General features: G+C 37.9%; 26 protein-coding genes and 1 tRNA gene. 8 read left to right on the top strand and 19 right to left on the bottom strand.

What is annotated here, in order from left to right; translation table 11 throughout:
* Positions 1–20: 20 nt before the first annotated feature.
* Entirely contained in the window at positions 21–1748 is a 1728-nt protein-coding gene (locus BACSA_RS10835; protein ID WP_013618147.1) for a hypothetical protein, read from the bottom strand.
* 324 nt (positions 1749–2072) lie between these two features.
* On the opposite strand from BACSA_RS10835, the gene BACSA_RS10830 reads away from it, so the two are divergent.
* The 6 genes from BACSA_RS10830 to BACSA_RS10800 all read left to right on the top strand — a co-directional run bounded on the left by BACSA_RS10830 (position 2073) and on the right by BACSA_RS10800 (position 9063).
* Positions 2073–3752, top strand: coding sequence for a DUF4365 domain-containing protein (locus BACSA_RS10830; RefSeq protein ID WP_013618146.1), 1680 nt, complete (start codon positions 2073–2075; stop codon positions 3750–3752).
* Between the two features lie 293 nt (positions 3753–4045).
* Entirely contained in the window at positions 4046–4708 is a 663-nt protein-coding gene (locus BACSA_RS10820; protein WP_013618145.1) for an amidophosphoribosyltransferase, read from the top strand.
* Between the two features lie 13 nt (positions 4709–4721).
* Positions 4722–5648 (top strand): DNA-processing protein DprA, encoded by a 927-nt coding sequence (locus BACSA_RS10815; protein WP_013618144.1) that lies wholly within the window; start codon positions 4722–4724, stop codon positions 5646–5648.
* 35 nt (positions 5649–5683) lie between these two features.
* Complete coding sequence (locus tag BACSA_RS10810) at positions 5684–6472, top strand: hypothetical protein (RefSeq protein WP_013618143.1); 789 nt, start codon at positions 5684–5686, stop codon at positions 6470–6472.
* A 313-nt stretch (positions 6473–6785) separates the two neighbouring features.
* Positions 6786–8246 carry a reverse transcriptase domain-containing protein gene (locus BACSA_RS10805; RefSeq protein ID WP_013618142.1) on the top strand — a complete coding sequence of 487 codons (1461 nt, stop codon included), beginning with the start codon at positions 6786–6788 and terminating at the stop codon, positions 8244–8246.
* Between the two features lies 1 nt (position 8247).
* Positions 8248–9063 carry a hypothetical protein gene (locus BACSA_RS10800; protein WP_041583997.1) on the top strand — a complete coding sequence of 272 codons (816 nt, stop codon included), beginning with the start codon at positions 8248–8250 and terminating at the stop codon, positions 9061–9063.
* 392 nt (positions 9064–9455) lie between these two features.
* Here the strand turns inward: BACSA_RS10800 and BACSA_RS10795 are convergent, their stop codons facing one another.
* From BACSA_RS10795 to BACSA_RS10750, 10 genes are all read right to left on the bottom strand, one after another.
* The gene (locus BACSA_RS10795; protein ID WP_013618139.1) at positions 9456–9998 is read right to left on the bottom strand and encodes a hypothetical protein; all 543 of its coding nucleotides are present in this window, start codon (positions 9996–9998) and stop codon (positions 9456–9458) included.
* Positions 9999–10022: 24 nt separating this feature from the next.
* Positions 10023–11231 carry a relaxase/mobilization nuclease domain-containing protein gene (locus BACSA_RS10790; protein ID WP_013618138.1) on the bottom strand — a complete coding sequence of 403 codons (1209 nt, stop codon included), beginning with the start codon at positions 11229–11231 and terminating at the stop codon, positions 10023–10025.
* A 14-nt stretch (positions 11232–11245) separates the two neighbouring features.
* Positions 11246–11644, bottom strand: coding sequence for a plasmid mobilization protein (locus BACSA_RS10785; protein ID WP_013618137.1), 399 nt, complete (start codon positions 11642–11644; stop codon positions 11246–11248).
* A gap of 173 nt (positions 11645–11817) precedes the next feature.
* Entirely contained in the window at positions 11818–12348 is a 531-nt protein-coding gene (locus BACSA_RS10780; protein WP_041584367.1) for a hypothetical protein, read from the bottom strand.
* A gap of 50 nt (positions 12349–12398) precedes the next feature.
* Complete coding sequence (locus BACSA_RS10775; RefSeq protein WP_013618135.1) at positions 12399–12746, bottom strand: hypothetical protein; 348 nt, start codon at positions 12744–12746, stop codon at positions 12399–12401.
* 135 nt (positions 12747–12881) lie between these two features.
* The gene (locus BACSA_RS10770; RefSeq protein WP_013618134.1) at positions 12882–14267 is read right to left on the bottom strand and encodes a virulence-associated E family protein; all 1386 of its coding nucleotides are present in this window, start codon (positions 14265–14267) and stop codon (positions 12882–12884) included.
* Between the two features lie 4 nt (positions 14268–14271).
* A complete protein-coding gene (locus tag BACSA_RS10765) occupies positions 14272–14589 on the bottom strand; it encodes a DUF3853 family protein (RefSeq protein WP_013618133.1) in 318 nt (105 codons plus the stop codon).
* Between the two features lie 181 nt (positions 14590–14770).
* Complete coding sequence (locus BACSA_RS10760) at positions 14771–16006, bottom strand: DUF6043 family protein (protein WP_013618132.1); 1236 nt, start codon at positions 16004–16006, stop codon at positions 14771–14773.
* A gap of 13 nt (positions 16007–16019) precedes the next feature.
* Complete coding sequence (locus BACSA_RS10755; RefSeq protein WP_013618131.1) at positions 16020–17513, bottom strand: tyrosine-type recombinase/integrase; 1494 nt, start codon at positions 17511–17513, stop codon at positions 16020–16022.
* A 611-nt stretch (positions 17514–18124) separates the two neighbouring features.
* Positions 18125–18230, bottom strand: a tRNA-Met gene (locus BACSA_RS10750).
* 266 nt (positions 18231–18496) lie between these two features.
* Here BACSA_RS10750 and BACSA_RS10745 point away from each other — a divergent pair.
* Positions 18497–18829 carry a hypothetical protein gene (locus BACSA_RS10745; RefSeq protein WP_013618130.1) on the top strand — a complete coding sequence of 111 codons (333 nt, stop codon included), beginning with the start codon at positions 18497–18499 and terminating at the stop codon, positions 18827–18829.
* Positions 18826–19464 (top strand): nucleotidyl transferase AbiEii/AbiGii toxin family protein, encoded by a 639-nt coding sequence (locus BACSA_RS10740; RefSeq protein WP_013618129.1) that lies wholly within the window; start codon positions 18826–18828, stop codon positions 19462–19464. Before BACSA_RS10745 ends, BACSA_RS10740 begins: the two co-directional genes overlap by 4 nt.
* On the opposite strand, the gene BACSA_RS10735 is transcribed toward BACSA_RS10740, so the two are convergent.
* From BACSA_RS10735 to BACSA_RS10695, 8 genes are all read right to left on the bottom strand, one after another.
* On the bottom strand, positions 19445–20131 hold the full coding sequence (locus BACSA_RS10735; RefSeq protein WP_013618128.1) for a hypothetical protein: 687 nt from the start codon (positions 20129–20131) through the stop codon (positions 19445–19447). The genes BACSA_RS10740 and BACSA_RS10735 overlap by 20 nt on opposite strands.
* 90 nt (positions 20132–20221) lie before the next feature.
* Positions 20222–21067, bottom strand: a complete 846-nt coding sequence (locus BACSA_RS10730) for a hypothetical protein (RefSeq protein WP_013618127.1) — start codon at positions 21065–21067, stop codon at positions 20222–20224.
* Between the two features lie 73 nt (positions 21068–21140).
* Complete coding sequence (locus BACSA_RS10725) at positions 21141–21905, bottom strand: hypothetical protein (RefSeq protein WP_013618126.1); 765 nt, start codon at positions 21903–21905, stop codon at positions 21141–21143.
* Between the two features lie 159 nt (positions 21906–22064).
* Positions 22065–22634: a hypothetical protein gene (locus tag BACSA_RS10720; RefSeq protein ID WP_013618125.1), complete on the bottom strand. Its 570-nt coding sequence runs from the start codon at positions 22632–22634 to the stop codon at positions 22065–22067.
* Between the two features lie 378 nt (positions 22635–23012).
* Positions 23013–23288, bottom strand: a complete 276-nt coding sequence (locus tag BACSA_RS10710; RefSeq protein WP_052305985.1) for a hypothetical protein — start codon at positions 23286–23288, stop codon at positions 23013–23015.
* A gap of 98 nt (positions 23289–23386) precedes the next feature.
* A complete protein-coding gene (locus tag BACSA_RS10705) occupies positions 23387–24238 on the bottom strand; it encodes an exonuclease/endonuclease/phosphatase family protein (RefSeq protein ID WP_013618122.1) in 852 nt (283 codons plus the stop codon).
* Between the two features lie 40 nt (positions 24239–24278).
* Positions 24279–24593 (bottom strand): hypothetical protein, encoded by a 315-nt coding sequence (locus BACSA_RS10700; RefSeq protein WP_013618121.1) that lies wholly within the window; start codon positions 24591–24593, stop codon positions 24279–24281.
* Positions 24594–24998: 405 nt separating this feature from the next.
* Entirely contained in the window at positions 24999–25271 is a 273-nt protein-coding gene (locus tag BACSA_RS10695) for a hypothetical protein (protein ID WP_013618120.1), read from the bottom strand.
* Positions 25272–25372 lie beyond the last annotated feature (101 nt).

The following is a 25372-nucleotide window of genomic DNA, read 5'->3' as shown; positions in this document are numbered from 1 at the left end:
ATAAATTCTCTCATATAAAATTATTGTTGAGTTTCTATAGCTTTTCGTAGCTCATCGCATACCTTCTTAAACATAGTATTGTCAAAAGGAGTTTTCACTATTTCCTTAGACATAAAGATATAAAATGGAAAATATTTATGTAAAACTTCTTTCATTATTTGTTCTATTTTTTGAGGCCTTTTATTTCGTGAAATATATTTGTAATATTGTTCAAGTATTTTTTTTAATCTGACATCCCGCAACTGAAAATAATTTGCGAATGCTATTAAAGTATCTAACTCTATTAGTATTAAAGGATATACTTTGATTTTGATATTGTTGTTTTTTAATTGTTGTTGAAATTCCTCATTTAATATATAATTCAATCCTGGAGCGCATAATGAACTATCATCGATCACTAGTATTGGATATATTCTAGGATTATTTGGTATACTAGAATCCCATTTAAATGTATTTCTTTCAATTTGTTTGATGTTGTATATCAGCTGACTAACCCCTTTGTTGGTTATCAGCTTTTTATGTAATTCGCTTTCTAGTAAATCATATTGTTTACTACTAATAACTTTATCGGGTATTTTAATATCTTTATTTTCGAATAACATGATATTATTACCATCACGACAATAGAAATCTGGTTCATGACCTACATCTATTATTAGTTTACAATCTTTATCGGATAATTTCAAACCATTATGTCTGTAAAGAGCATTTCTGGTATAATATTCAAACAGTGTTTGCTCTGAAAATTCTGTTGTAAAAATACTAAGTAGGCCTTGCCCTTTTAAATAAGTAGAAGTTCCAACAAAAGATTCGTTAATAGCCTTAAACTCAAAATAAATACTTTTGTATATATGATTTATGCAAAATAAAGGGCTTATTGGCAAATAAGTTCCATCATTCAATTCAATAAGAGGATGCGATTTGAAATAAGTATAATCCATATTATTCTCTAAAGAAACAATAGTGTCTTCTTTAAAAGAATGTACTCGCAAAAATTTTTCGCCATCTCGTTGATTATTTAATATGATACGAGGAAAATTCCCATGCTTGTTTTGTAAAGGGAATAATATGAGTTGTATGGCATCATATAGATAGTGTTGCCAACTTTTTGCTCCATTATTTTCTAAAAATATAGAAAGGTGTTCTCTAAGTTTTGAATGTTCACAGTATCTAAAGAAGTGATAACCTTTAATAATCTGTAGCATTGCTATATATTCGGCTTTTAAGTTGGAACTATCAAAGTCATTTAATGTAGTGCATAAAATGGATTTAGCTAAACATAAGTTTGTTATCGCTCCTTTTGAGTCATACTCTAACGGAGCTTCCCAATGACCAATTAATTTGTTAATCAATAAAATTGCTTTGAACAAATATTGCTCTTGTAATACCTGCGGGGTATTTGACACAAAATCACCTATATTAATTGCAAAGGTCTGTCTTAGTAATTCTAATGCTGCAGTTTGCGATGTAATTATATATTTTCTAGGAATTATACTTGTAGTATCCTTATTGTCTTCTTGTATACGTTCATTTAGAAGATGATAACATTCATTTGCAAAGTTGAAGTTTTCTGCACAAAAAAACTCAGCACAATAGTCTTTAAAATCGCTGAACAGATCATCTGAATATATCAGTCGAATTGCAACACAAATAAGATTATGCCGATCAATATTTTTCAAATAATCAAATATTGCGAGTGGCTTATCGGCAAAAATCATTTCATAATCTATATATATTTTAGTTTCCATATAATTGTATTAAAAATATTAAAGCAAAATCACCATAATTATCTTATCTGTAATAAAATGTTAAGTATAAAATATTCCTATCACTGATTATTGCCGATACTGCTTTATGGCCCAAAGAATCTAAACTATGCAATCTATTCCGCTTCTTGTAGGCTACTAACTTACGGTAGAAAATTGCTTTTAAGCTCTCTGTATTTAATCAGTGTTTATTATTTGAGTACTCAAAGATAGAGATTTACCTACAGATAATGAAAGGTCAGAGAATTTATAATTAACTTTGTAACCATAATATTAGTCCTCCAATATTTAATTTATAAGTAGATTATGTCATTCAAGGCTAAAGTTTCTATAGATGCAAATGGTGTGAAAGAAGAACGTTCCGTACTATTTATACTGACTCTTCTACTTGGCCGAACTAAAAATAATATTGATATAGGGACCACTCAATCTAATATTGACGGATATATTGAGTTGCTTGATTCATCAAATAGAATCAGTGGTAAAATGACCGTTCAAGTAAAAACTGTATCTAAAAGAGATGAAGGACTTAATAAGTACCCTTGTCCTACTTCTTTATTTGCATATGCTGAAACAACAACTGATAATGTATTCCTTTTAGCAGTAGACCATTCTCAGGATAAAGTCTTATATAAACATATTTCGCCAAAACTTTTGAAAGAAAATCGTGACAAAGAACAACAAGAGACTATTACGTTGCATTTCAGCCCAAACGAGGAACTGCGTAAAGATAATATTGAGACTGTATTAAAAGATTGGTTAAGTGTATGCAGTAGCCGTGTATATTGTTTAACTCATGGTGAAGCCATTTTAGAGGAGAATGGCGAACTAAAATCATATCTCCTAGATATGCCTAAAATGGCAACAGATTTAAGACCCCATGATATTCAGGAGATCCAAAACTTTATAGATACATATAACAAATTATTGGAATCTGATTTCAAATACATTAAAAGCGTTCTTTTCCCTAATGTATGGAAACGTGGAATTGCAGTATATACATATTCAGATAGTTCATTAGAATATTCTCTATACAATGTAAATGTAGGAGAACTTGTCGCGCCAATAGTTCAAATGCCTAAGTGTTCAATTTTTGAGATTAAACACGAGCATGACTATGCCTCATTCTCCTGTACCGAAAATAAACTTAAAGAAAATCCTAATTTATATTCTATTTCTATCATTAAGAAGCATGTAGAGGACTTTATCAAAAAGCGGAAAATTATTCCACTATATGAGAGTTTTTTAGTAGAATATATTCATGAGTTTATTGAAGCAAATTGGAGACATCTACATTTAAAAAAGTATTCTGAATTAAATGTGTGCTCGTTGATTCAACACTTTCAATCAAAATACCCATACATTGACAAAATGCCAGTACACATAGTGTCTGGAGGGAAATCTTTATATGTAAATACTGTATATGATGCAATTAAGCTTTTATCCAAGATGGAGTACACGACCATACCATATCCATATCCTGCTAAAGGTTCTTATGGAAATACTGGAATGGTATATGATTTTTATTCTCCAACAACAGTGTTGGAGAAATCTCGAATAGTAATTATAAATACAATACGGGCATATCAGAATTTTATACAGTCAGAGTTCCCTTCATTAGCAAATGACCTTGATGCTTTTTATGGTGGAAATCTTATTTCTGTCTTGGTAGACTATTCTGATCCAGGACATAAATTTATATTTCACATTCATTATTTTAGAAGCATAATACCATCTAATGAAAAGGTTGTTATAATTGAAGATATAAGTGATTCGAAAATGTTGAAAGAAAATAATTTATCTTCTGCACGGGATCTGTTTAGGAAAGAACCTGTAATATTCAATGGTCAAAAATTTTCTTGTTTCAGAGGAGGAGGGCTCAATGATATGACAATATTATTCGGAAAATATAATTGTTTAACCTATTTTTATGAGTTATTAGAAACTCATTTTAACGATTATTTTAGCCGATATGGCTGTATGTAATTACAAGAAAGACAAAAGTTCCACTCAAGATAGTATATAATTAGAAAAAATATTATCTTTGTATTTAAGATAAAGCGTTCTTGTTCAATAATGCAGAATAAGACAGATAAGGGAACTTTGCTCGTTTCTAAATCGTTACCTGTCAAGATTCTCAATTTCATAAATTGCTTGTTTTCAGAGAGGAATAGAAATTGTTATGCCTATTTATATGAAAACGAAGAGACTTCTACCTCAGAGGCAGTTACTAATGGTATCAATATAGATAAAATCATCAAAGTAGAATTTTGAACAGTATGGAACAGTTTGTAATTCAGTCAAGAACCAGCCTTTGTCGTAAAAGAGAAGGTGGTGTCGAAAAAGCTCTCAAGCAAGATATAATCGCTTTTTATCATGGTGATTACCAAGGTGGTGGTAACTGGCGCGTGCCTGGTACCATTGAAAATCTAATCTGCACTTTTAAGAATGATATCACGACATATCCACAGCAAATTCTGAATAATGCAATAAACAAACTTACTCAAATTTTGAAAGTCGACTTGCCTGAGATCCTGCGTCTTAGTGGGAAACAAAATCTTCGTGTTTGTGTCATTCCTAGATCAAAACGAGAAAATTCGTATCGCTGTAATCAACTATACTTAAGAGCCACAATCCAATTAGTGACACAACAATTGAATGGCTTTATAGATGGTACACATGATATTATCAGACACACTGATACCGCCACAACGCATTTGGCTCGTAGTGGTCATGGGGGAGCAGGTGAATTGCCTTATGTTGGTATAACAAAAGATACGTGTAATATTTCGGACGATGTAATCGGGCAAGATGTATTGCTAATTGACGATCTTTACACTAAGACCGTTAACATTGACGAAGATTGCATTCAAGCCCTTTTAGACAAAGGTGCGAGAAGTGTCATTTTTTACTCTATCGGCAAAACATTGTCAAGATTTTGAAAAAACTTTGTATATGAAATACTCGGAAAATGCATTAAATATTTTAACTGTTCGTACCTTTCCTCAAAAGGGGCCTGCGTGGATAGATAAAAATTTACGTGGAAACGAAGACTTATCTATTTTATATCACCTTTTAGAGACTCATGAATATGAGTTTATGAAGAAGCGGGAAAGAATAGAATCTGCCATCAACCAACTTGGAAATTGTGCAGATGGTCTTGTCGCAATCGGTGATGCTAATTTCCCTTCTTTGCGCGGAAGCGTGAAACCTGCAGACAAGCCTTTTGCGCTTTTCTATAAAGGTAATATAAGCTTACTAAGCAAAGATAATTTGAATATTGCTGTTATAGGAGTCCTTAATCCTGATGAAAAGATTGAACTGACTGAGAGAATGGTTACGTCAGAAATCATAAAACACAATGCAACAATAGTGAGTGGTCTCGCTCTTGGTTGTGACTCAATTGCTCATCAAACAGCTTTGGAGAAAGGTGCTAGAACTATCGCCATTCTGCCTAGTACTCTTGACAGTATCTTACCTAAGGAGAATGTAGAACTTGCTGAAAAAATTGTCGAAGCAGGAGGATTGCTTATTAGTGAATATTACGAAGCTCCCAAAAGTCGAAATGACATGGTGAGCAGATTTGTTGTCCGAGATAGGTTACAAGCCTTATTCTCTGATGCCGTACTTTTATCTGCAAGCTATGCTCCTAATAACTTAGGAAATGACTGTGGTTCGAGACATGCCATGGAAAAGGCAAAGTCCTATGGCATCAAACGTGGCGTTATCTATAATGACAGTAAGCATCACGATATTGCAATGTATGATTTGAATCGTCAAATTCTTGAAGAGGACAGCAGTGTGATACGAATTGATTCTGCTAATATGAGTGAGGCTGTTCTTCGGTTGGTTACCAAAACGAACCAACGTTTTTTATTTTAAAGTCAAACGGTATTTAATTCTAAGTACGGATTACTATGGGTAGAACAAATACTGCAATTTGGGAGGAAATCAAATCTGAACACACGATCTGTTTATGCTATTCTGAATCGAAAGGTTTGTACGTATCCTCTATTTACTTCGTCCCTGAAGAAGAAATTTTATTCCTTCCTCATGGCTATAAAGGTTTTTGGGAGAGAGAAGTGCAAATTCCAAAGGATAATCTTTCAATCAAGATTAAGACAAACTTCGGATACGGCAGTATGACCTATATGAAGGCCATTGTTGAACGGGACGGAAAAAGATTGCTCGATTTTGACAAGTCTAAATTCTTCGTTCTCAACAATAGTAGCATTATGACATTAGATGTTGAACATTATGCTTGGAAAAAACTATTTGAGAAAATAATCTCCATATCAAAAGGATTTGACCCCACCCAATGTTCATCATCTTCTATATCGTACATTGAGGAAATCGACAATATTCTATCTAAAAAGGAGATTTTTATTAAAAGTTCATTCATTCAAGAAAAAACCGTAAAATGGACCGGAGAGTTTATTGTAACTTTGTTTGCAGCTAAAAAAATTAAGGATCTCATAAAAGGATGTCAGCTTGCAAATATAACTGACGAATATTTCATTGACAAGATAAACGAACTCTGCCATAAATGGCTTCAGAAGATACAGAACATCAACATTGACCTGCGTGATAATAGAACCTCTCAATTATCAGATTGTCTATTTACTATTCACGATTTTATGATTCGAAATGAGAAAGGATTAGAATTCTTAGGGTATTTTATTCCAAAAACTGAAAACAACAAGTAGTGCGAACATAGACTTCGTGAATATTTAGTACCTTTGCAATAGAAAACAAGATGAGGCGGTCTTTGATAAGTTTGGAAGCTGAAACGGAATTTTGAATTTCGTCCGGCGTATTTGCCCGGATGTCTCCTTGTTCTTCGGAATCATGGAGATAAACAATGTTAGTACGTTAACGTATTGCACTGTAGTACGTTGTACTTTTACTATATTATTATGATGATATTTTATATGTTGTATATTATATTTTATATTACATAAAGAAAAGACATTTCAGCCCAAACCTCAGAGATCGCCTCTTATTTAAAAGATAAAGCAAATGGATAAAACGGAAATAGTACAGATTGCATCACAGATGTCAACAAGGGAAGACCTGTTGGCACTGCTCAATCGCATTAAGCAGGATGAGATTCGTGAATCGGGTTTTGATGCAGATAAATTTTATCCATTTACGATGAAGCAACTTTTGTACTATTGCAACCCCAATCATGCATTCCATCGTTATCGTCAATTCAAAATAAAGAAGAAGTCTGGTGGTTTCCGCCTTATTACGACACCGCGCAATCGGAGTTTCATGATGCTTCTGAGGTCAGTAAATGAGATTCTGAAAGCCATTTACACCCCCTCAGATTATGCCATGGGATTTACAGAAAAGCGTTCTGTTGTGACTAACGCTGCAGTTCATAGAAACCAGAACTATGTGTTCAACATTGACTTAAAAGATTTCTTTCCAAGTGTAGAACAAGGACGGGTGATGAAACGCCTGACTTTGGAGCCCTTCAACTTTTCGCCCCAAATAGCACTATTGATTTCGGGGCTATGTTCCATGAGGGTTAAACGGGAGCAACCCCTAGAAACCAAACGATACGATTTGGACAAACAATTCATGTATGTATTGCCACAGGGCGCTCCGACATCACCTGTCATTACCAATACGATTTGTGACACGTTAGATCGCAGATTAGCAGGACTGGCTAAGCGTTTTGGACTACGTTACACCCGATATGCAGATGATATCACATTCAGTTCTATGCATTATGTCTATTCAAAAAATAGTGAGTTTATAAAGGAACTTATTCGCATTATAAATACTCAGGGCTTTATGATAAATGAAGCCAAAACGAGATTGCAGAAACTTGGAAGTCGCCAGGAAGTAACTGGTATTATTGTTAGCGACAAACTAAATGTTACGAAGAAGTATGTCCGCGAAATTAGAAGCTTACTTTATATATGGGATAAGTATGGGTACTCGGCAGCTATGTCTAGATTCTTTCCAAAGTATAAAGCGGAAAAGGGACATATAAAGAAAGGTAATCCAGAACTGACCAATGTGCTCGATGGGAAACTCCTGTACTTGAAGATGGTAAAAGGCGACACCGATTCTGTATATATAAAACTTTATACAAAATTTCAAGAACTTGTCAATAGAGATTCTGGTCCAGATAAAACTAATTCTTATGGCATTTCCTATATTGAGTCTTTTCCTATCTTGGAATTTGAGAAAGATAAAAATACAAATATCACTATCTTTCACAAAGATGGTAATAAACGATATGCCACGTTCAGAATGGGAGAAACGCATCAAGTTGCATCAATTAACAAGGATGTGACACCTGATGATGAACAACAAAAAGAGAAGCTGGCTATCTCATGTTGTAAGAATTTTAGAGGAGAACAATTCTGGCTCATACATTTACTTGATAAAGTGACAGTGTTCAAACCGAAGCCTGTTGACATTGACGAATTGAATAATGATTTAGACTTACTATTAGGCATTTGATATGGACGATAAGTTAATGTCTACGATAGACAAAATAACAAGATTAACTCAGCAAAATGCCGAGTTTGATATGGAATTGCGAAAGCGACTGAATGTAGCTTCCGCAAATTCTGTTTTGTTAGGCGATGAACGTATAAACCAAATTTACGAGTACTGCATTGAGGAAATCATAAGAAAGCAAGCCGAAGAATTTTATAAAGACTTTCCTTTGCAGTCTATAAAGGATACTTTGATTGGAGATTTTATCCGGATGGAGTCATTCAGGAGAAAGGATAATTTCAGAGACTTTTGTTTGGCACTTTATCAACAGATAGAATATATGACTAACAAATTGTGCGAGGAGGGAAGTGACTTATCTTATATCGCAGAAAAAATGTGGGGATGCCCTGCATATTTGAGTAAAGGAAAATCATCTATAGGTGACAGATATGACGATGGCTATACAATTGCTGAATTATTGTTCTATCCTAATGCTTCTGAAAAAGCAAGCATATCATTGCACGAGCAATATGCAATAGATAAAATTAACACAATTGTATATTTCTTGGGTTACAAGGCAATGTTGAAGTTTAGCGATAATACTTCATTTCGTGAAATCAAGTATCTGCTTAAAGGCATTTATCAATGCCGCAACATGAATCATCGCGGAAGTTCTCAAAGCCAATGGCAAAATGATATTATTGCCAAAATAATTCCTTTGGAATCGCTTTATTATTTTAAATTTCTCGGAGTGTTGGCGCAATATGTTGAATATATAAAAGAAGGGTGTAGATATATACCAGAATTAAAAAAATATAGCGATAGCATTGAAAAGTAGAAAATCTCTGCACCACAACTAAATATAGTAGGTCAAATTGATTTGAAGGATGACGGAAGAAAACGTTTCAAATAGTCTTCAAGTAGAACTTAACTTGTAGAAAAGGCGTTACAATTCCGATCTTCAAACAGTAGGGATTCATATCATTTTTAACAATATTAAAGAATATCATTGTGGTATTATTTCAAAATTATAATCCCTACAGAGATATGAGGTTTGCCCATGTTTGGAGAAAATTTAACTTGCTTGCAACTTGCAAAAGTGTCATTTGACATGTATAGTATCTTGAAAATCAGATAGTATTATTCTATTTTTAACTTGCCGGTAATTTGCAGGCAAGTTAAAAACAAGGGCCGAAATCGTTCATACTGTATGGCATCGCACATGATATTTCATGTGACACAATATACAACCAGCCCCAATGCTACCGTATAAACAAACAAAAATATCATCAATACTTTCATCCAGAAATCTGAGAACCAAATGCCTTCATTCCGCCTAAGAAGTTTGCGCATATTGGATTCATGCTCCGTTAGCATCTTCATTTGTTCAGAGTGGTGATTCTCCAATACGGTTTTCCATGCTTTGACAGCTTGGTTCAAGAGTTCTTGAAGCTGGGCAAGATGCTCCGACTTTATGGTTGCCTTGAACTGCGTGTCTCGTTCTGCTTTTACAATCGCATTGCAAATATCGTTGATGACATTGTCCGAACTATCAACAGCGGCCTTCAACGTCATTGCTGCATCACGTTCTGCTTTAATAGCGTCTTGAAGGTCTTGATGGATTTTTACCAATGCATCCTTTGCTTCACGCACTTCCGCAAGTCGCTTGTCGGCATCTTGCTTTTCAGCCTCTATTTCATGACTAATTTCTGCCTTTTCCAACATATCATCAACATCTATTGATGGAGTGATTCTTGATTTGCCAATTCCCATGATTCTTGTCTATTAATGATTCGTTTATCTGTGAAGTCCTTTCTTGCGTTTGCACATACTGTTTGCCATCCGTGCGCAACGGCGTGCCCATTCAAGTTCATCCTCGTCTTTGTCCCGTCCCCAGCCACCTATTTCAGAACCGCCACCGCCACTTGAAGCCGCCATACTTGTGGCAGCATCCAAATATCCGGCGAAGAGCAAAAGAGCAGTGTGCTGTATCTCCTCAATCTTAGCCAACGGATGGGCTTCCTCCAAAGAACAATTTTGCCGAATAATTGTATCTGCGGTTTCGGGTATCTCCACATGGAATTTGTGATATTCGACTGTCGCTATATTGTAATGCTTCATAGCAGATTGTAGAGGGGTAGGCTGTATAGCAGAAGTCATATTGGCTGTCCGTGTTTGTTGGGAAATCGGTTTTGTCGGCTCGGATTTCCTTTCCAACGGATGCAGTTTTGCCCAAGTAGCTTCAATCTTTGATGGAATCAGATTACGTCCGACACCCAACAAGGACGATTTATAAATGGAATTGCCACGTTTGATGGAATAACCGTAAACTCCTCCACCTTCTTTTTCTTGCAGGTGTACTTTGTAGCCTCGTTTCACCAGTTCCGCTTCGTATTGCAGCCAACTGAATTTGTCCATCGTGCGGAGTATTTCCATACAACAGTTTGAAATTTCTTGTCTATGCCGGACGCCTATTTCTTCAGACTGCACCCACCCCCGTCTCTCGTTGATGATGTTCGCAGCCATGACAGCCCTTTCGCCAATTTTATGACTGTCATTGATTTTTCCGTCCATGTCCACACGGTTGGCGTCAATGTGCAAGTGAAGAATGCCACTTTTGGAATCACGATGCAGGGCGACTATGTATTGTGAGCCTTTGAGATTGGTCTGCTTTGAAGAAGCCCGTTTGGTTTTGCCTGAGAGGTCAATTGAATCAAACACGCGGATGAACTCATTTGACAAACTTGCCCAATCGTCCATTGTCCATCCTCGGCTTTCTTCTTCGGATGGGGAAATCTCAATTCTTATCACATTTCTGCCAAGCGGTCTGCCCTTGTTGATATTCTCGGCAAACTTTCTCTGTACGAGCATCATCCGTCCGTACATCGCTTCCGGTGAGATATCATCGGGCAAAAGATTGGCTTTGACTATATCCGCTTTCTCCTTGTTGACAGAATATCTTATGGCATTTGCACCATGCGATATGGTAGAGGCTTTTGCTATCATAACGAATGGGGAATTTATTCAGTGAGGTAATTTTCTATCTGGCTCCAGCGATTTATAAGTTGAGTAGCAGCTCTCATCCATTGTTCTACAAATCGGGTATCACTGAAATACATGGCACGTTTGTCCGCTTGGATGGATTTCACAGCTGCTGCAATACGGATAAGGTCGCCCCTTGCATCCGTCAAGCTGCACAAGGCTTCCACTTCACGGTCAGACAACCGTTGCCGTGGGTGTTGTCCCAAGGCGGTGCGGCGCACGTAGTCGCTTATGGATAAGCCGCATGTCTTGGCAAGTTCTGCTGCTTGGATATATTCCTGTTCCGTTACCCTGGCTTCAAGCCGCAGGGTACGTCTCACGACTTTCTTGTCGTTGTCTTCATCAACTTCCTTGTCGATATTCTTTTTCTTCTTCATGCTTTTGTAATGCTATGGGTGAAACATAAATCAAAAAAGGTCAGCACGGTGGGAGCTTGCGACTGCCGGAATATGCCTATGTGGTACGAATGAGCGAAGCGAATTTGTGCGACATAGGAACTTCTTGCAATACTGCATACAACAACTTCGGACACACCACCTTTCAGATGCAACTATATCTGGTTGTCAGCCGGAATGTCTCCGCCGGAATTTTCCGTTGCCACAATCTGTGGGGAAACTGAAACAGAAGGGAAAGGGAAAAAGGGAGAAGACTGTTTACATTCATTTGATATAGCAGGGGGATTCTCTCTTTCATCAAGCCTGTCTTTCAGCCGGACATAGAAAGGGTTATCAATGCGGCTGCCATCCTGCATCCACGCCGATATGCATTTCAGTGTATGGATGCTTGTCCGATTACTCTGTGTGGATGCGACAATTCCCAACTGGTTCATCTTGTCAAGCACACGGGATATGGTCTTTTTATCGTAGCCCAACTTGCTGGACAAATCCACTTCTGAAAGAACGGCTTGCCCTACTTGCAAAGTCGTGGAGAAGCCTTTTATGGCGTACTCGGTCTCTTTTAATACTGCCGCTTCAATCAGTAGGTGCAGAATCTTCATACGGTCAATGCCGTATTTGCTCCCTGCCAGATAAGCAAGTTGCTCTGCTGAAAGCACTATACAATAGTTCAAGTTTGTTTTCATCATCTGTCTGTTTGAAGATATTTTATAAGTGGTGCAGCCAAAAGAGAAAGTCAACGGTGTATTCCGCATCTTCTCTCCGGCATATAATACTCTCTGTCATATGCGATATGGTCAAGTATGCCTTGCAGTCTGTCAAGCTGGCGGCTGTCCAGTACACGGATGGCAGCAATGGTAATCTTCTGCGAAGCGATACGACGGTGCTCGCAGTTCTGCTCCGACATGCTACCGTCTCCATCTGCATAGACGCTCCGCAGATAGTCGTTCACAGCTTCGGTCTGTACCTTACTTGGGTATGCTGCAGGGTAACGGTCTTGAATATACTCCACCATGTGGCTGACCGCATTTGCCAGTAGCGGTTCATGCTCTTGGAGTTGTTTGATAAGTTCTTCCTTTCTCATGTTTTCAATTATTTTGTCCCATGTCCCAAGCGTTTCTTATAACTTTCTTTTTTATCTGTCTTTTGTTTTCATCCTTTTTGAGGGGGAAAGAGGGACAAAGGGACAGATGCTTTTTCTTTTCCCTTAGTTCAAAATTTAGAATGGCAAATCCTGTTCACTTGGTAATGCAGGACTGACCTCTTCGCTTGGTGCGTCCACTCTCACCCACGGATGCTTTACCCGTCCGGTCTTGTCGCAATAGGCAGGGTGCAAGCCTTTGACTTTTTCCTGATCACTCCGTTTCCAATTAGGAATCATGGACATCAAACGGTTGATATATTGCGAAGTGTATTTGGCTGGATTACGTCTGACCAAATCATTAGGCATTTCCTCTATAATTTGCCGGGCGCAAACCATGTTGAGTGTGGTCATTGTTGAATTTGGCTCTGAATATGCTCCCTTTTGATAAGCCAGTCGGATGGGGATAGTCCAACTTGCATATTGGATGGGAATCTCACGTTCCAGATACATTTCCAAATCTTCCATGATGGGGTCAACAAGAATATTGGAATGTTGCACCTGTACTTCGTTAGCTTGAATTTCCATATCTGGTGTCAAGTAAAGTTTCATTCCTTGCCGATAATAGGCGTATGCTTCTGCCCAAAGCTGAGGGACAACATGTTGCAGTGCATCCAGCCATTCTGAAACATGCCCATTGCCTTTAACCGGAATTATCCACCAGCGGCGGTTTCCGTTGTCACCTTGCAGAAAGTTCGTCTCGTTGGTTGTAGCCGCAAAGACATTGTGCCGCATAAACTCCACAACCTTATGTCCGTATGCAGGACGCATATAGTCACTACAACGGCTCAGGAAAGCTTTGGCTGCCTCTGCGTCATTCGCCCGTTTCAAACCGTTCAACTCACTGATTTCAATAATCCAACCATTGGTTATGGTTTCTACCTTTTCCTTGTCGCCACTGGCAAAAGAGAACGAATCGTTGAACCACTTTCCACTGATGGTTTTGAAAAAGGTGCTTTTCCCGATACCTTGCGGACCTGGTAAAGTCAGTACGTTGTCGAACTTGCAACCGGGGTTGAAGACCCGGGCAACAGCTGCAACGAACCATAATTTTGTCTGTTCCTTAACAAGCGGCGTGTCCTCCGCTCCCAAATAATCAATGAGGGTCGTAGCTATGCGAGGATATCCGTCCCATGTTTCTTGGGTGATAAAATCCTGTACCGGGTTAAAACTCCGTTCCGAAGAGGTCGTTTTTAGCATTTCGAATACCTTATTCTGTGTCAGATGTAATCTGTATGTTCTCTCTAAATAGTCCTGTATCTTTCCTGCTGACTCCTCATCAACCTTGTTGCCATTGACGTTGCGAAACAAAGGGCTGAAACATACATCGTCTTGACAAAAGGTGTCATACTTTATCAAACTCAAATTTTCGTCCAGCGTAAAAATGAGTCTAAGGTTGCTGATGGAGCGAGTAAAGTTCCCATTATTGTCTGTTGCCAGATTCTTTTTCCAATTCTCTTCCATATCGCTATTCCTTGATGCGGATGCCACCTGATTCCTTTGCCAAAGACAGTGCAAGGTCTGCGTCCACTACGATTTTTCGACCTATCTGCGTGATAGCCTTATCTATGATGCCGCTCTTCTTAATGCGGTTAGCCGTGGGTACGCTACATCCGAACACACGGGCGATACCCTCTATGCCATAGAAGTTACCCTTGGGTGCCACTTGGGATGTGGACTTCTCGGTGGATTCTACATATTTTTCAATGAGAAAGCAAAGCTCTTCGCCAGTCATCATGGCAATAGGCTTTTGGAGTAATTGGTTGAGGTTGAATCTTTCTTCCATACTTTTACTTGTTTAGTTATTAGACATTTTAAGCCTCGGTTCAACTCTGTAAAACCGATATCACAAGCAAAAGTAGTGTATGAAACTCTGCGTATCGGTCGGTTTATTTATAGCTTAATTTTACCGACCGTTTTCCAACAGATGTTTGCAGATGAGTATTGCGAATAGCCGGATTTCCCAACTACCCGTTCTTGGCAAAATAGTTCGTCCATCGGTCTATTGTTCGTTTTGCCTTAGCATAACTGCTTCCTTTTTGTGGTGAGTCCAAAGTCATATCCTTGATTTCGCCATATCGCTTCTGTGGTATATCGTGTCCATAATGTCTTTTGGAAAATTGTTCTATGGCACGATGGAATGTCATGTATCTTGTAGATGCCTTTATTCTACCCGCATTAACCAACGACTTCAACAGATAAGCAAGGCTTATGTCCTCTGTGTTCTCTTCAAGAAATGAGTGGATGCCCTGCTTGATTCGTTCCTTGTTCCCAACGAGGATATCATCCAATGATTGCATAACCTTTTTGTTCCCACGTCTGCCTTTGACTTTTCGCAAGGCAAACATCACTTCTTTCCAGATTTCCGGATTACAGGCTTCTACTGTATCTTCCCAATCCGCTTTGGTTTCTGTGCCCATCTCTATACTTCCATTGACAAGTATGGTAACACATGATTTTATCAGAATCATATCGCCATTGTCAACCTCTCCACTGTTAAGCATACGGTCGAGCAATTTAGCCATACGTGAAAGGCCGTGGTCAAATACCACGAAATAGTACATGCAATAAGCTAAAGCCTCCTTCTTCTCCATCATATAGTCGTACAGGTTTGCCATAATCTCGCCAACAAATACGGCATGGGACAGGAAAATGATTCGGAAGACATACACGAGGGACTGGTACACCATATTCCTTTCCAGCTTGCTCAACAGATAGCATCCTTTGCTATTCCTCATAAGTATATCCAATTGCCCTATCAAATAGGATTTCGTTCCTTGGGGCAGACGATTCCAAATTTCAATAGGTGTCTCGGAATGAACCATCAGTAACTCCGACTTTGGGGATGTAAGCAGCTCTACCGTACCCGTTTTTACGTTGACACCTATCCACAGCCGTTTGTTGGTGATGCAATGGGCTATAATATCTGTATACTTGCCAGCCCATTGTTGGTTGGCGATATGCTGTACATTTTTACCGCTGAAATCAGAAAGCCAATTATACAGCATCAAGGCTTCTGGCGGCGTACATTCCTGCATCATCTGACACATATCCATCAAAACAGATAAGTTTCCCTTGCCTACAGCATCCATACGTTTGCAGAAATCGGCATATAATTCTTCATTGGCAGATTTCCAAGTACGGATAGCCATATCAGCGCAATCCTTCCTTGTGAAGTAGTCTTTTATTCTCTCTATGAACATGTTTCAAGCTGTTTTATAGTCGTGTAAACAATTTAGCCAACTCTTCTGTCGACATACTAGTCAGTTTTGCCAATAAAAAATCCCTTTCAGAGGTCTTTGCCAGATTCAACAGTTTCGAGTTATTCTCCATTTGTATGTCCAGAGGATAATGCTCAATGTATATTTGGGTGATTGCATGATCTGAAGATGCGTGTCCCATGCTTTCAGAGATATAATCCATGTCTACTCCCGCATTATGCAGGTTGGTGGCAAACGAGTGTCGGCACCATGTACCGGACGGGCAGATGGATTTGTCCCAATGTAGTGCTTCATGGCATATTTTAATAACACGGTCTTTTACGTTTGAGTTTTCCTGCATGGTATATTTACGGCGCAACTCTTCTGTTTCCGCACCTTTTAATATATGAGGGAAAACCAAACCACCCCGGGTAGGAGGTGCTGCCACTTCATCCAACACATATTGTAAAGGAGGGATGATAGGAACGATTACCTCTGAACCGTCAGCACTCCTTCGGGAAGTTTTCTTTCGGTTGAAACGGAAAGCCTTGCCATCCGTCTGGTAATAATAGTTATCGTAAGTCAATCGCCCTGCATCAGCCATATTGAAACCATTGCATAGATATTGAGCAAGAAACAGTCCCAATGAGTAATGAGCACGTTTGGTATATTCTTCCGGCCAATGTTCGGGATATTTCTTTGAGACGAAAAGGTTATATAGTTCCGTCATCTGACTGACGTTCAAGAAGCTCTGCTTGCGCTTCGCACTCTTGGGAATGCTCACAAGCCCTTTCTCTTTCTTATTGGAGAAAGGATAAGGAACGTCTTTTAGGAAGCCTTCGTGTATGCAGCGATTCCACACAGCACGGCAACAACGCAGATAGATTCCCGCTGTTGTATCACTGATTTTCCCAACTATCGCCCCGTTCTTATCTTTTACTCCATTGTGCATGCCCTCTTTCCATTTTTGGATTTCCGCAGCACTGATGCAGAATCCTTTGACCATATCCGTGCCGAGTATCTTTCGGAATGACTTGAGCGCACATTCATAGCTCTCTGCCGTAGTAAAACGCGTACCTCCATCGTTTGTGCGCAGCTCATGAATAATCAGTTCCCATATACCAATAAAGGATTGCGGTGTAGTTGTCCCCTCATGGGATAGCACCGTTCCATCGCCCATGATACATTGACGCACCATTTCAAAAGTCAGGATGCCGCCCTTGTTCAAATTCATCAGAATTTCTTTGTATTTGGGAACAAAGGTGTCTTTCCACTCTTTTTGAAGTCTGTAGTTCTCACTCTTGCATTTAGTTGCATTACAAATGTCTGAGAACTTCTTTTCTGTGAAAGAACTTCCAACGGTAAGATAAAAGCACTTGCGGTCTATCGTGAAACGGAGAGATAACGGAAACTCGCACGCGTTTTTCCTGCGAGTGCGTGAATCCAACACGATAGAAACAGAACAATTCCGTTCCTTGAAAAGCGACAGAGACTTTGTCAGTTTTTCCATTGCATTCATTGTTTATGTTCAACATAACCTCTGAATACAGACGCTTTGCAATGTGAGGCATACATATACAAAACACTGCATATAACCACAGAGTCCCTACCCTCAGACGGATAAAAACATTGTCGTTATATGCAGCGGTGCAATCTCGTTGTCTTCTGTCGCTGACTGGTAACCGGGCTTATGCTAATCGGTCTCAACCCCTGAAGCAACTCTCGCGTTTCGTTTGTCATAGAGTACCCTCCGACTGGCACTCCCTCTACGCATTGATTCATCGGAATGGAATAACCCTCCCACGATGGTTTGGCAAACTCACTTTCCTTTTTCAAGAAAGAGCACCACCAAGGTCATGGCTTGCCACAAATGCATTACGCGATACAAAAATACAATATTATTCTATAAATCAGATATAAATGGAATGTATTTGAGTTTATTTAACCGCCAAGTATCATCACACTAACAACATATCTTAGTGAATGTGTTATAGGATTGCACGGAGTTTCACGGAAATTCTATGCGTAAACAAAGCCAACTCAAACCGTTTGTTTACGCATTGTTTACGCAAATAAAGAAAAAAGCACCTGCGATTTCTCGTAAGTGCTTGATTTTCTTTGTGGACCAGCCAGGGCTTGAACCTGGGACCTCCAGATTATGAGTCTGTTGCTCTCTACGGCATAGAAAAGCTGCGCTTTCCTATGCAACCAACTGAGCTACAAGTCCTTTGCAAGCGTTTGCAAACCTGTTAATGAACTCTTATAAGAACGCATCGGTAAACCAGCGGTAAACATTCGTTCTTGTTGCAAAGATAGTCATTCTTATGGGTTTATGCAATGATAATGGCTTATTGTTTAGGTAGATGCACTTACTTTTTCCTGTAAATCAAGATAGAATAAATCTGATGATAAGATATGCGCAACATTCTCACCTTTTTATTTGTTCTCAATAGGAATAATCACTAATTTTGTAGTATTCTAAAAGAATGTGTTATGTCAAGTGATGCAATCAAACAAGAACTGTTGGCGAAGCTGAAGCAGGAGCATTGCTTTTGGTCGTACAATGAGGATTCAATCAAGGATATTCCCGATGATATGTTGATTGAAAAGACCTTGTTGCATCTTGACTTGGATGAAATCAACCAGCTTTTTCTGATTTATCCTTTTAAGAAGATAAAGCAGGTATGGCTGGATTATCTTATTCCGCAAGAGGAATATCTCTACACGTTGAACCGCTTCTTTGCTTGGTACTATTTCAAAGCAAAGAAACCGGATGCCTATATAAAGTCTATGGCTACCCGTCACCTCAATAAGATGTTTGCATGAAAGGTTTAGCACCACACACTCAACAAATCTTTGAAGCAGTTTCTAAATTAGACTGCATCAAGCCCTATCTTTTGGTGGGTGGTACTGCCTTGTCCTTGCAGATAGGTACACGTCGGAGTGAAGATTTGGACTTTATGAAATGGCGGACTTCCAAAGCTGAAAAGATGGAAGTGGCATGGCATCAGATAGAGAAAGAACTTGCCACTGTTGGCGAAATCCAGCATAAAGACATTTTGGATATAGACCATGTGGAGTATGTGATGGCTGGAGTAAAATTCTCTTTCTATGCCTGTCCCAAGTATTCTCCGGTTGATAAGCCTGTGGATTACTTGAATCATGTACGATTAGCTGACGTGAAAGCCATTGGAGCAATGAAGATGGAGGTGATGTTGCGCAGGAGTAATTTTCGTGACTATTATGATATTTACTCCATCCTAAAGTCTGGCGTTTCTATTCATGAACTAATATCTTTGGCACTTACTTATTCAGGACATCGGCTTAAATCCAAGAACCTGCTTGCTATGCTGACCAATGGTAATCGTTTCACAAGGGATGCTCATTTTGAACAACTTGCACCTGTATATGCTGTCACCGCCAAAGAAATAGAAGATTATATTAAGTCGTGTTTGAGATAGTTTCATGAATTAGAATTTTTGTTGCGTCCACATTCTTCTTTAAGTATGGATTCTTTATAGTCTGTTCTTCCAGCAATGCTATCTGTAAGGAAAATATTATTTGATGAAATTCGTCTAAGTGCATAGCCCAATATTTCCCATTCGCAGTAGCCATTTTATTATGGAATGGAATAATGCCTACCCTCTCCAAATCCAGCCTGTCAGCATCAAAACAAGTGTCAACAGTCAGGTTTCCTGTCCGTAATTCTGTCGTATGTAATCTGCAAGCAATTTCCAATAATGAAAAGTCTTCATCTGTAAGGTCTTGCAGTATGGTACTTCTGATAGAAGGGAGCATGTCAGCAGCTCTAATTCCATGCTCCAAATCCGCTCCATTATTCAAGCGGCACTTATCGTGTAAGTAGGCGAACATGCGGACTACCTTCATATTTATATCTTCACGGATGCATGAAATCCCGTTGCGTATTTCTGTACTTAAAATGATTCCGTTGCGTTCCACTCTTTGCCAATGAGGCAAACCGTGTGTTTCGCCAAGTTCCCAACCATTCATTGCAAATTCTTTCACTTTTGCAATATCTATTTCAGGTAGCACAAGAGCTTGCAGTGCCATTTGGCGTACTTCATTCTTTTGGACGGCTGTCTTTTTCTTCTTTAACCACTTGAACATAATCTGAACGTTTTAATTAGACTATAAAGATAGAGAACTTTTTTCTACTCCTCCCTATAAATTGGATTCCTTTCAAAAAATGTCCTTTTGTCATTTTATAATTTCATGTGATACTTGTTTCAAAGAATCATTCACTAATTGATAGGTTATAATGTGGTCTTCTCCATTCATCCAATACTCGTTTTCTACTTTCTTGAATATTCTAATTTCAATGGAATTATCCACAATATCTTTGATAGGCTTAGCCCATGCTTCCACTTTCTCACAGCAGCCTATTTGTTCTGTGACATGAATGATTTTCTTTTTATGGTCAAACTCTGTTTTTCCACTTAATCCACCAACCAAGTTACCGTACACTTCACCATCCATAGATGTTAAAAAGCTGGGACAAACACTATTAGAATCATCTCCATTCACTAAATCAAAACAGGCATAATATGTACGGTTATATCCCGGATGGGCTATTATAAACTCTTCTTGACCGTCAAAATTAACATCCATGAAGCAGATGTCGCCATCAGCAGCATCCATATCCAATTGTTTGACAATAGGAATATCAATGGTTAGTGTCAGAGTAGTATCAAGTGGCTCATAATGCTTATCCAAATTCTCATCATAAAGAGCAGCATTGCATTTAAAACTTAGTGACAATGGCAACCTATGTCCAGCAATATATCTGTCAATGCTGTCTCCTCGCTGGAAATGCCAAATGCACAAGTTGTCCTCTTCTTTATAGAAAACAGAAACCTTATAACCGTTTGGTAAATTGTTTGAAATAAAAGAACGTGTACCATGCCCCCAAAAATTGGTACTTTCTCTTTCAAGGGTAATATCTATTTGTCTTTCATCGTTTGACTTACTTGCCCTGTTGCATCCTGTAAGGTTAAGGAAAGCCATTGCAATTAAAAACATAGTAACTATATGAACTATTTTCATGATGTTTTACTGTCTAAAATTCAACTTATCTCATTTCTTCTTTTAAGAGTGGCAGGAAAAAATCAGACAACTTTTATTGCTTCATATAATCATCATATATTGCTTCAAATTCAGGCAGATGCTTGACGCTGTTGATGCAACTGTCCTGTTGTTCTGTCATATTTAACTCTTTATAAAGGCTTCCCAATAACAAGACACACCTGATATGTATGCTATTGTTCTTATCCTTGGTAAATTCGCACAGCTCCTTGCCTGTCCGTATGGCTTCTGCATGACGGTTGGCACACATATATAAATCTACTAAAGAAGTCAGGTTATGTATGTAATATGGTATGTACTGCTCATTATCAAGCAATCCAAGAATATGAAGTTTGCTGTATTCTGCCAAATCTATAATTTTGGAGTAGTATTCATCCGTGTTCTCCTTATAAGCCTTGTTATAGAGTTGGATAAGCATATTGTGTAATGCAATCTCATTGTCTATGTTGTTGCACGGGTGTGCATAGATATTGTATCTTTCCTGTTCAAGTAAAGTAAGCAAATTGTCCATATTGCCCTGTTCCACTAATCCAATAGCCGCATGAATGACTGAATCCACATGGGCTATGTTCTCCATGTAATAAGCAGAATCCTTTTCTTCTGCATCTATGTGTTTCAATAGGAATTGGAAGAACTGATTCCTTTCTGCAATCAAGCCGGAATCTGCTTGAAGATATAAAGATAAAGTGTTTACATACTGCTCCCGTTCCTCTTTTGTAAAGAGATTGGCAACCTTATCAGGCTTGGCACTGCAAGCGGATAAAGCTAATATAAAGATGAATGTAATTGCTGTTTTCATCTGTTTTTAATTTGAACATGTAAAGATAGATAACTTTTTTCAGATACTCCCTATAAATTGGGTATCTTTCAAAAAAGGTACTACCTATCTGTTACTCGTATGTATTTCTCAATTTCTCCGTTTGCAGGCTCGTCTATGCTGTCTGCATATAAATGTATCCTATTTATTTGCTTCATTGAGATAATTCTCAAATCTTGTTTTTACTATGTCTATTATGTAGGTTTGCGCTTCTTGCGGTAATCTGTTTTTTATTTTCAAGCATTCTAAATAAAAGCGTATTGTATCACCAATATTTGAAAGAGATGTTTTATGTACTGTTTCAAAATCATAAAGGCTTTGGAATTTTGATATATATTTCATAAAATGGAATATTTCTCTCAGCCTATTTTCTATTTCTCCACCGATGTTAGGTTCTGTTTTAGCAAACGGCATTTCTAATTGGTAGTCATCAAGAACTATTCCTTGTGAATCTTTTATAGTGACGTATGGACTAAGATTCTCATACCAATTCTTTTGGAAACGTGCTTTAACTAAAGTCCATCCATTCATGGTTAAAAGTTTCCCACTCACGCCAAATATTTTAAAGAAATAAACATAGTTGTTGAACTTTTCATCAAATCTAATATCTATTCTATAACTATTAGATTGTTGAATGGTGCTGTATATTTCCGTATCAAAATCTTTGGTATAAAGTGGCATGTATTCCTTATAAAACTCTCTGGGTATCATATTTATTCAAGTTTTTAGGATTCAAAATTAGCGAATTATTTTCTATCTTAATTGATAAAAAGTGTTTTGTTTAATTGTTTAACAAAAATCATCCCATAGGACTGCCTGAATCATTTTCTTGCCACACACGGGACAACTTTTATCCCATTTCTGCATCTTGACTTTGCAACATTCTGATAATGGAAATTCTCCGGTTTGTTCCTTTTCATAAGGGACATTTATGCTCTCCACCTTTTTACACGCAGGGCATTGAAGTTGGATATAGTTGTATTCTGAGAACAACCTACCACCCTCTGACAATCCATCTATGGTATATCCACAATCGGGACATTCGTATTTATAAAAGGAGTGTGACATATGAAGCTTGTATATCATCAATTATTTGGATATATCTCCGTTCTTATAAATTTGCATCAAAGCTTTGATTATAATGTCTATAATAGTTTCCTTGTCCGCCTCTATAGGATAATGAATGATTTTATAATATTGATAACGAAGAATTATTTTGAATCCTCCATAATGTTCAACCCAATTATTAAAATCAGTATTGTCTTTAAAGAATAAGGGAAGTACGCTATTCCCTCTTACACGATTAAACCATAAGGCAACATATTCACATTCTTTGTAATAGTCCTTTTGCAGACCATCATCCATATAGGATGTAATTTTGCCATAATACCAATGATAAAACCATGAATAAGAATATGGTGCAATGTTCTTGTCGTCAGTTATTGGCATTTATATTTAAGCATTTAATGAACTCCCCAAAATGTATCAACACAAAATGATGCTGATAATCCTAAGCTATCTTGAATTTTGGGTATAGCTTCTTCTATCTCTCGTTTTGACAATAAAGTGTTATCAAAACGATGAACTTGTACTATATTAATAAATCCCATTTCAACTGAGGCTGAAAGATATATTTTAGCCGCCCCATTTTCACTACTTTCTTTTTCATTCCCATAAAAAGGCAATGATGAAATTAAAGACATTCCGTTAAAAATGTTCGTTGCGTTTTCTATAAAGTTGTTATTATCTAATTTCACTTCAATAGCACCACCACTCTTTATAATATTTACAATTAAAAATGCTTGGTGTTGTCTGAGCTTCTGAGGGTCAAACATGGGAATCCCATTTTTCACAATAGCTGAATTAGGACGAATTATTTCATGAGTTTCAAAATAGATGGATGTCCCAACTTCTAATTCTGTTTGCAAATGATGCAACAAGGGGAAATCTGTTGTTATAGTCCTTTCCTTTTGGTCTATGTCCATAAACGAAAAAGTATTTTCATAAAATGGATAATTTACAGATTCATCCAATATGAAAATAATTCCGCTTTCAATAATAACATATTGGCTAAGAATACCCATTCCCAATTTATAGGCAATACTATCCAAGTCGTCCTTTGTAAAAGGATATTTCATAGAGTTGAGATTGAAATAAACTTCAAGTTTATTGGAATCTCTATCACAAACCATGTGTATGTTGTCCTTATGCAACCCATTTATTGGATATAAATCTATCCACAATAGTCTCTTGTTGCTGACTTGTATCTTAAACAACTTACAAAAGACCTGACTGCAACGGGCAGCTATAGCCATGCACTGATTAAATTTACTCCAAGGTGTCATAAAAAGTAAATTAAATGAGATTAAAATATTTACGTAAAGAAGTCATCATAATAGATGCAAAGCTTTGAGATAAGCCAGCTTTTAATATAACATGGGCATAGCATCCCAAAAACCATGTAACCCCATCTATATCATCTTCACTCCAATTCATTTCACGTACATTTTTACGGGTAAATTCTACAGCCTTATCGCATAGCTGTTCTTCTGTAAGCATTGAAAAATCTCTTGCCCATAATTCTGCTTCTTCTGCAATACTTTTTGAGGTGTTGGGTTGGTTGTACTTGTCATTCATCTCTGCCGACATGGCATAGATAGTCAGTTCCATTTCTGTTGGTTTGTACATAAGTATAAAACGTGTCCCTCATCCTCCGTTGGAACATCTAAAGTTATTAAATGCGAAAAGCGTGAGGACTGTATCTATGCTTACTCAACAATCGGGCTTCTCGCATTGCCTATGGAAATGAGTAAGCAACAGCCACTCACGCTTGCGAGGTATATAGTTCTCCCTTTCAGGATAGTATATATCCGTAGCGTGAGCGTTGTTGCTACCCTCCCTCTTTCCATATTCAAATTTTGCGAGAATTTGATTGTAAGGGCGAGTTTCAATAACGCTCTTCGTTCTCTTATGTCTGACAACCTTTCGGAAGTCAGCCACAAAGTTAACGAAAAAGCGTTGAATATCTGCATCTAAATGAAATATATTTGCTGATTTCTGCTAAATAACAGCATTTTAGATGAAAGGCAGATGTGCATCATCCAACACACCACTTTCCACTATCCTTTTACAAAGCTCATGTGAAGCCCTGTTTCTAAGGTCTGTCCCATAGTTCTCACTGCCCACCATTCTTATTATGGCAACAACAGTCTTTACCAAATTCTGCTGCAATGTACGATGAAAATATCTTGTACTTTCTGCAAATAGCGCAGGATTCCAGCCATAATCATTCAAGGCTCTTTCCAAGTCTTTTGCAGCCTTGTATTCACGTGTATTCTGTATGTCCATTTTTGTATTGTTTATTACTATATTTATAAGAGTATCAGGAATAAAAATCGGACACTCCCCATAATGAGAAATGTCCGATTGTCAGAAGTGAATCAATAAGC

The organism is Phocaeicola salanitronis DSM 18170 (genome assembly GCF_000190575.1).
GTDB classification, from domain to species: Bacteria; Bacteroidota; Bacteroidia; order Bacteroidales; family Bacteroidaceae; genus Phocaeicola; species Phocaeicola salanitronis.
This window is presented reverse-complemented; position numbering and strand designations above follow the sequence as displayed.

What these genes read in the sequence shown, in the direction of transcription:
- BACSA_RS10735 (WP_013618128.1), bottom strand. Translation starts at nt 20,131, where the DNA reads ATGTTCAAGTGGTTAAAGAAGAAAAAGACAGCCGTCCAAAAGAATGAA.
- BACSA_RS10835 (WP_013618147.1), bottom strand. Translation starts at nt 1,748, where the DNA reads ATGGAAACTAAAATATATATAGATTATGAAATGATTTTTGCCGATAAG.
- BACSA_RS10815 (WP_013618144.1), top strand. Translation starts at nt 4,722, where the DNA reads ATGAAATACTCGGAAAATGCATTAAATATTTTAACTGTTCGTACCTTT.
- BACSA_RS10810 (WP_013618143.1), top strand. Translation starts at nt 5,684, where the DNA reads ATGGGTAGAACAAATACTGCAATTTGGGAGGAAATCAAATCTGAACAC.
- BACSA_RS10795 (WP_013618139.1), bottom strand. Translation starts at nt 9,998, where the DNA reads ATGGGAATTGGCAAATCAAGAATCACTCCATCAATAGATGTTGATGAT.
- BACSA_RS10740 (WP_013618129.1), top strand. Translation starts at nt 18,826, where the DNA reads ATGAAAGGTTTAGCACCACACACTCAACAAATCTTTGAAGCAGTTTCT.
- BACSA_RS10830 (WP_013618146.1), top strand. Translation starts at nt 2,073, where the DNA reads ATGTCATTCAAGGCTAAAGTTTCTATAGATGCAAATGGTGTGAAAGAA.
- BACSA_RS10745 (WP_013618130.1), top strand. Translation starts at nt 18,497, where the DNA reads ATGTCAAGTGATGCAATCAAACAAGAACTGTTGGCGAAGCTGAAGCAG.
- BACSA_RS10720 (WP_013618125.1), bottom strand. Translation starts at nt 22,634, where the DNA reads ATGATACCCAGAGAGTTTTATAAGGAATACATGCCACTTTATACCAAA.
- BACSA_RS10755 (WP_013618131.1), bottom strand. Translation starts at nt 17,513, where the DNA reads ATGGAAAAACTGACAAAGTCTCTGTCGCTTTTCAAGGAACGGAATTGT.
- BACSA_RS10820 (WP_013618145.1), top strand. Translation starts at nt 4,046, where the DNA reads ATGGAACAGTTTGTAATTCAGTCAAGAACCAGCCTTTGTCGTAAAAGA.
- BACSA_RS10695 (WP_013618120.1), bottom strand. Translation starts at nt 25,271, where the DNA reads ATGGACATACAGAATACACGTGAATACAAGGCTGCAAAAGACTTGGAA.
- BACSA_RS10790 (WP_013618138.1), bottom strand. Translation starts at nt 11,231, where the DNA reads ATGATAGCAAAAGCCTCTACCATATCGCATGGTGCAAATGCCATAAGA.
- BACSA_RS10770 (WP_013618134.1), bottom strand. Translation starts at nt 14,267, where the DNA reads ATGGAAGAGAATTGGAAAAAGAATCTGGCAACAGACAATAATGGGAAC.
- BACSA_RS10780 (WP_041584367.1), bottom strand. Translation starts at nt 12,348, where the DNA reads ATGAAAACAAACTTGAACTATTGTATAGTGCTTTCAGCAGAGCAACTT.
- BACSA_RS10700 (WP_013618121.1), bottom strand. Translation starts at nt 24,593, where the DNA reads ATGGAACTGACTATCTATGCCATGTCGGCAGAGATGAATGACAAGTAC.
- BACSA_RS10760 (WP_013618132.1), bottom strand. Translation starts at nt 16,006, where the DNA reads ATGTTCATAGAGAGAATAAAAGACTACTTCACAAGGAAGGATTGCGCT.
- BACSA_RS10785 (WP_013618137.1), bottom strand. Translation starts at nt 11,644, where the DNA reads ATGAAGAAGAAAAAGAATATCGACAAGGAAGTTGATGAAGACAACGAC.
- BACSA_RS10725 (WP_013618126.1), bottom strand. Translation starts at nt 21,905, where the DNA reads ATGAAAACAGCAATTACATTCATCTTTATATTAGCTTTATCCGCTTGC.
- BACSA_RS10775 (WP_013618135.1), bottom strand. Translation starts at nt 12,746, where the DNA reads ATGAGAAAGGAAGAACTTATCAAACAACTCCAAGAGCATGAACCGCTA.
- BACSA_RS10730 (WP_013618127.1), bottom strand. Translation starts at nt 21,067, where the DNA reads ATGAAAATAGTTCATATAGTTACTATGTTTTTAATTGCAATGGCTTTC.
- BACSA_RS10805 (WP_013618142.1), top strand. Translation starts at nt 6,786, where the DNA reads ATGGATAAAACGGAAATAGTACAGATTGCATCACAGATGTCAACAAGG.
- BACSA_RS10800 (WP_041583997.1), top strand. Translation starts at nt 8,248, where the DNA reads ATGGACGATAAGTTAATGTCTACGATAGACAAAATAACAAGATTAACT.
- BACSA_RS10710 (WP_052305985.1), bottom strand. Translation starts at nt 23,288, where the DNA reads ATGGATGATGGTCTGCAAAAGGACTATTACAAAGAATGTGAATATGTT.
- BACSA_RS10705 (WP_013618122.1), bottom strand. Translation starts at nt 24,238, where the DNA reads ATGGCTATAGCTGCCCGTTGCAGTCAGGTCTTTTGTAAGTTGTTTAAG.
- BACSA_RS10765 (WP_013618133.1), bottom strand. Translation starts at nt 14,589, where the DNA reads ATGGAAGAAAGATTCAACCTCAACCAATTACTCCAAAAGCCTATTGCC.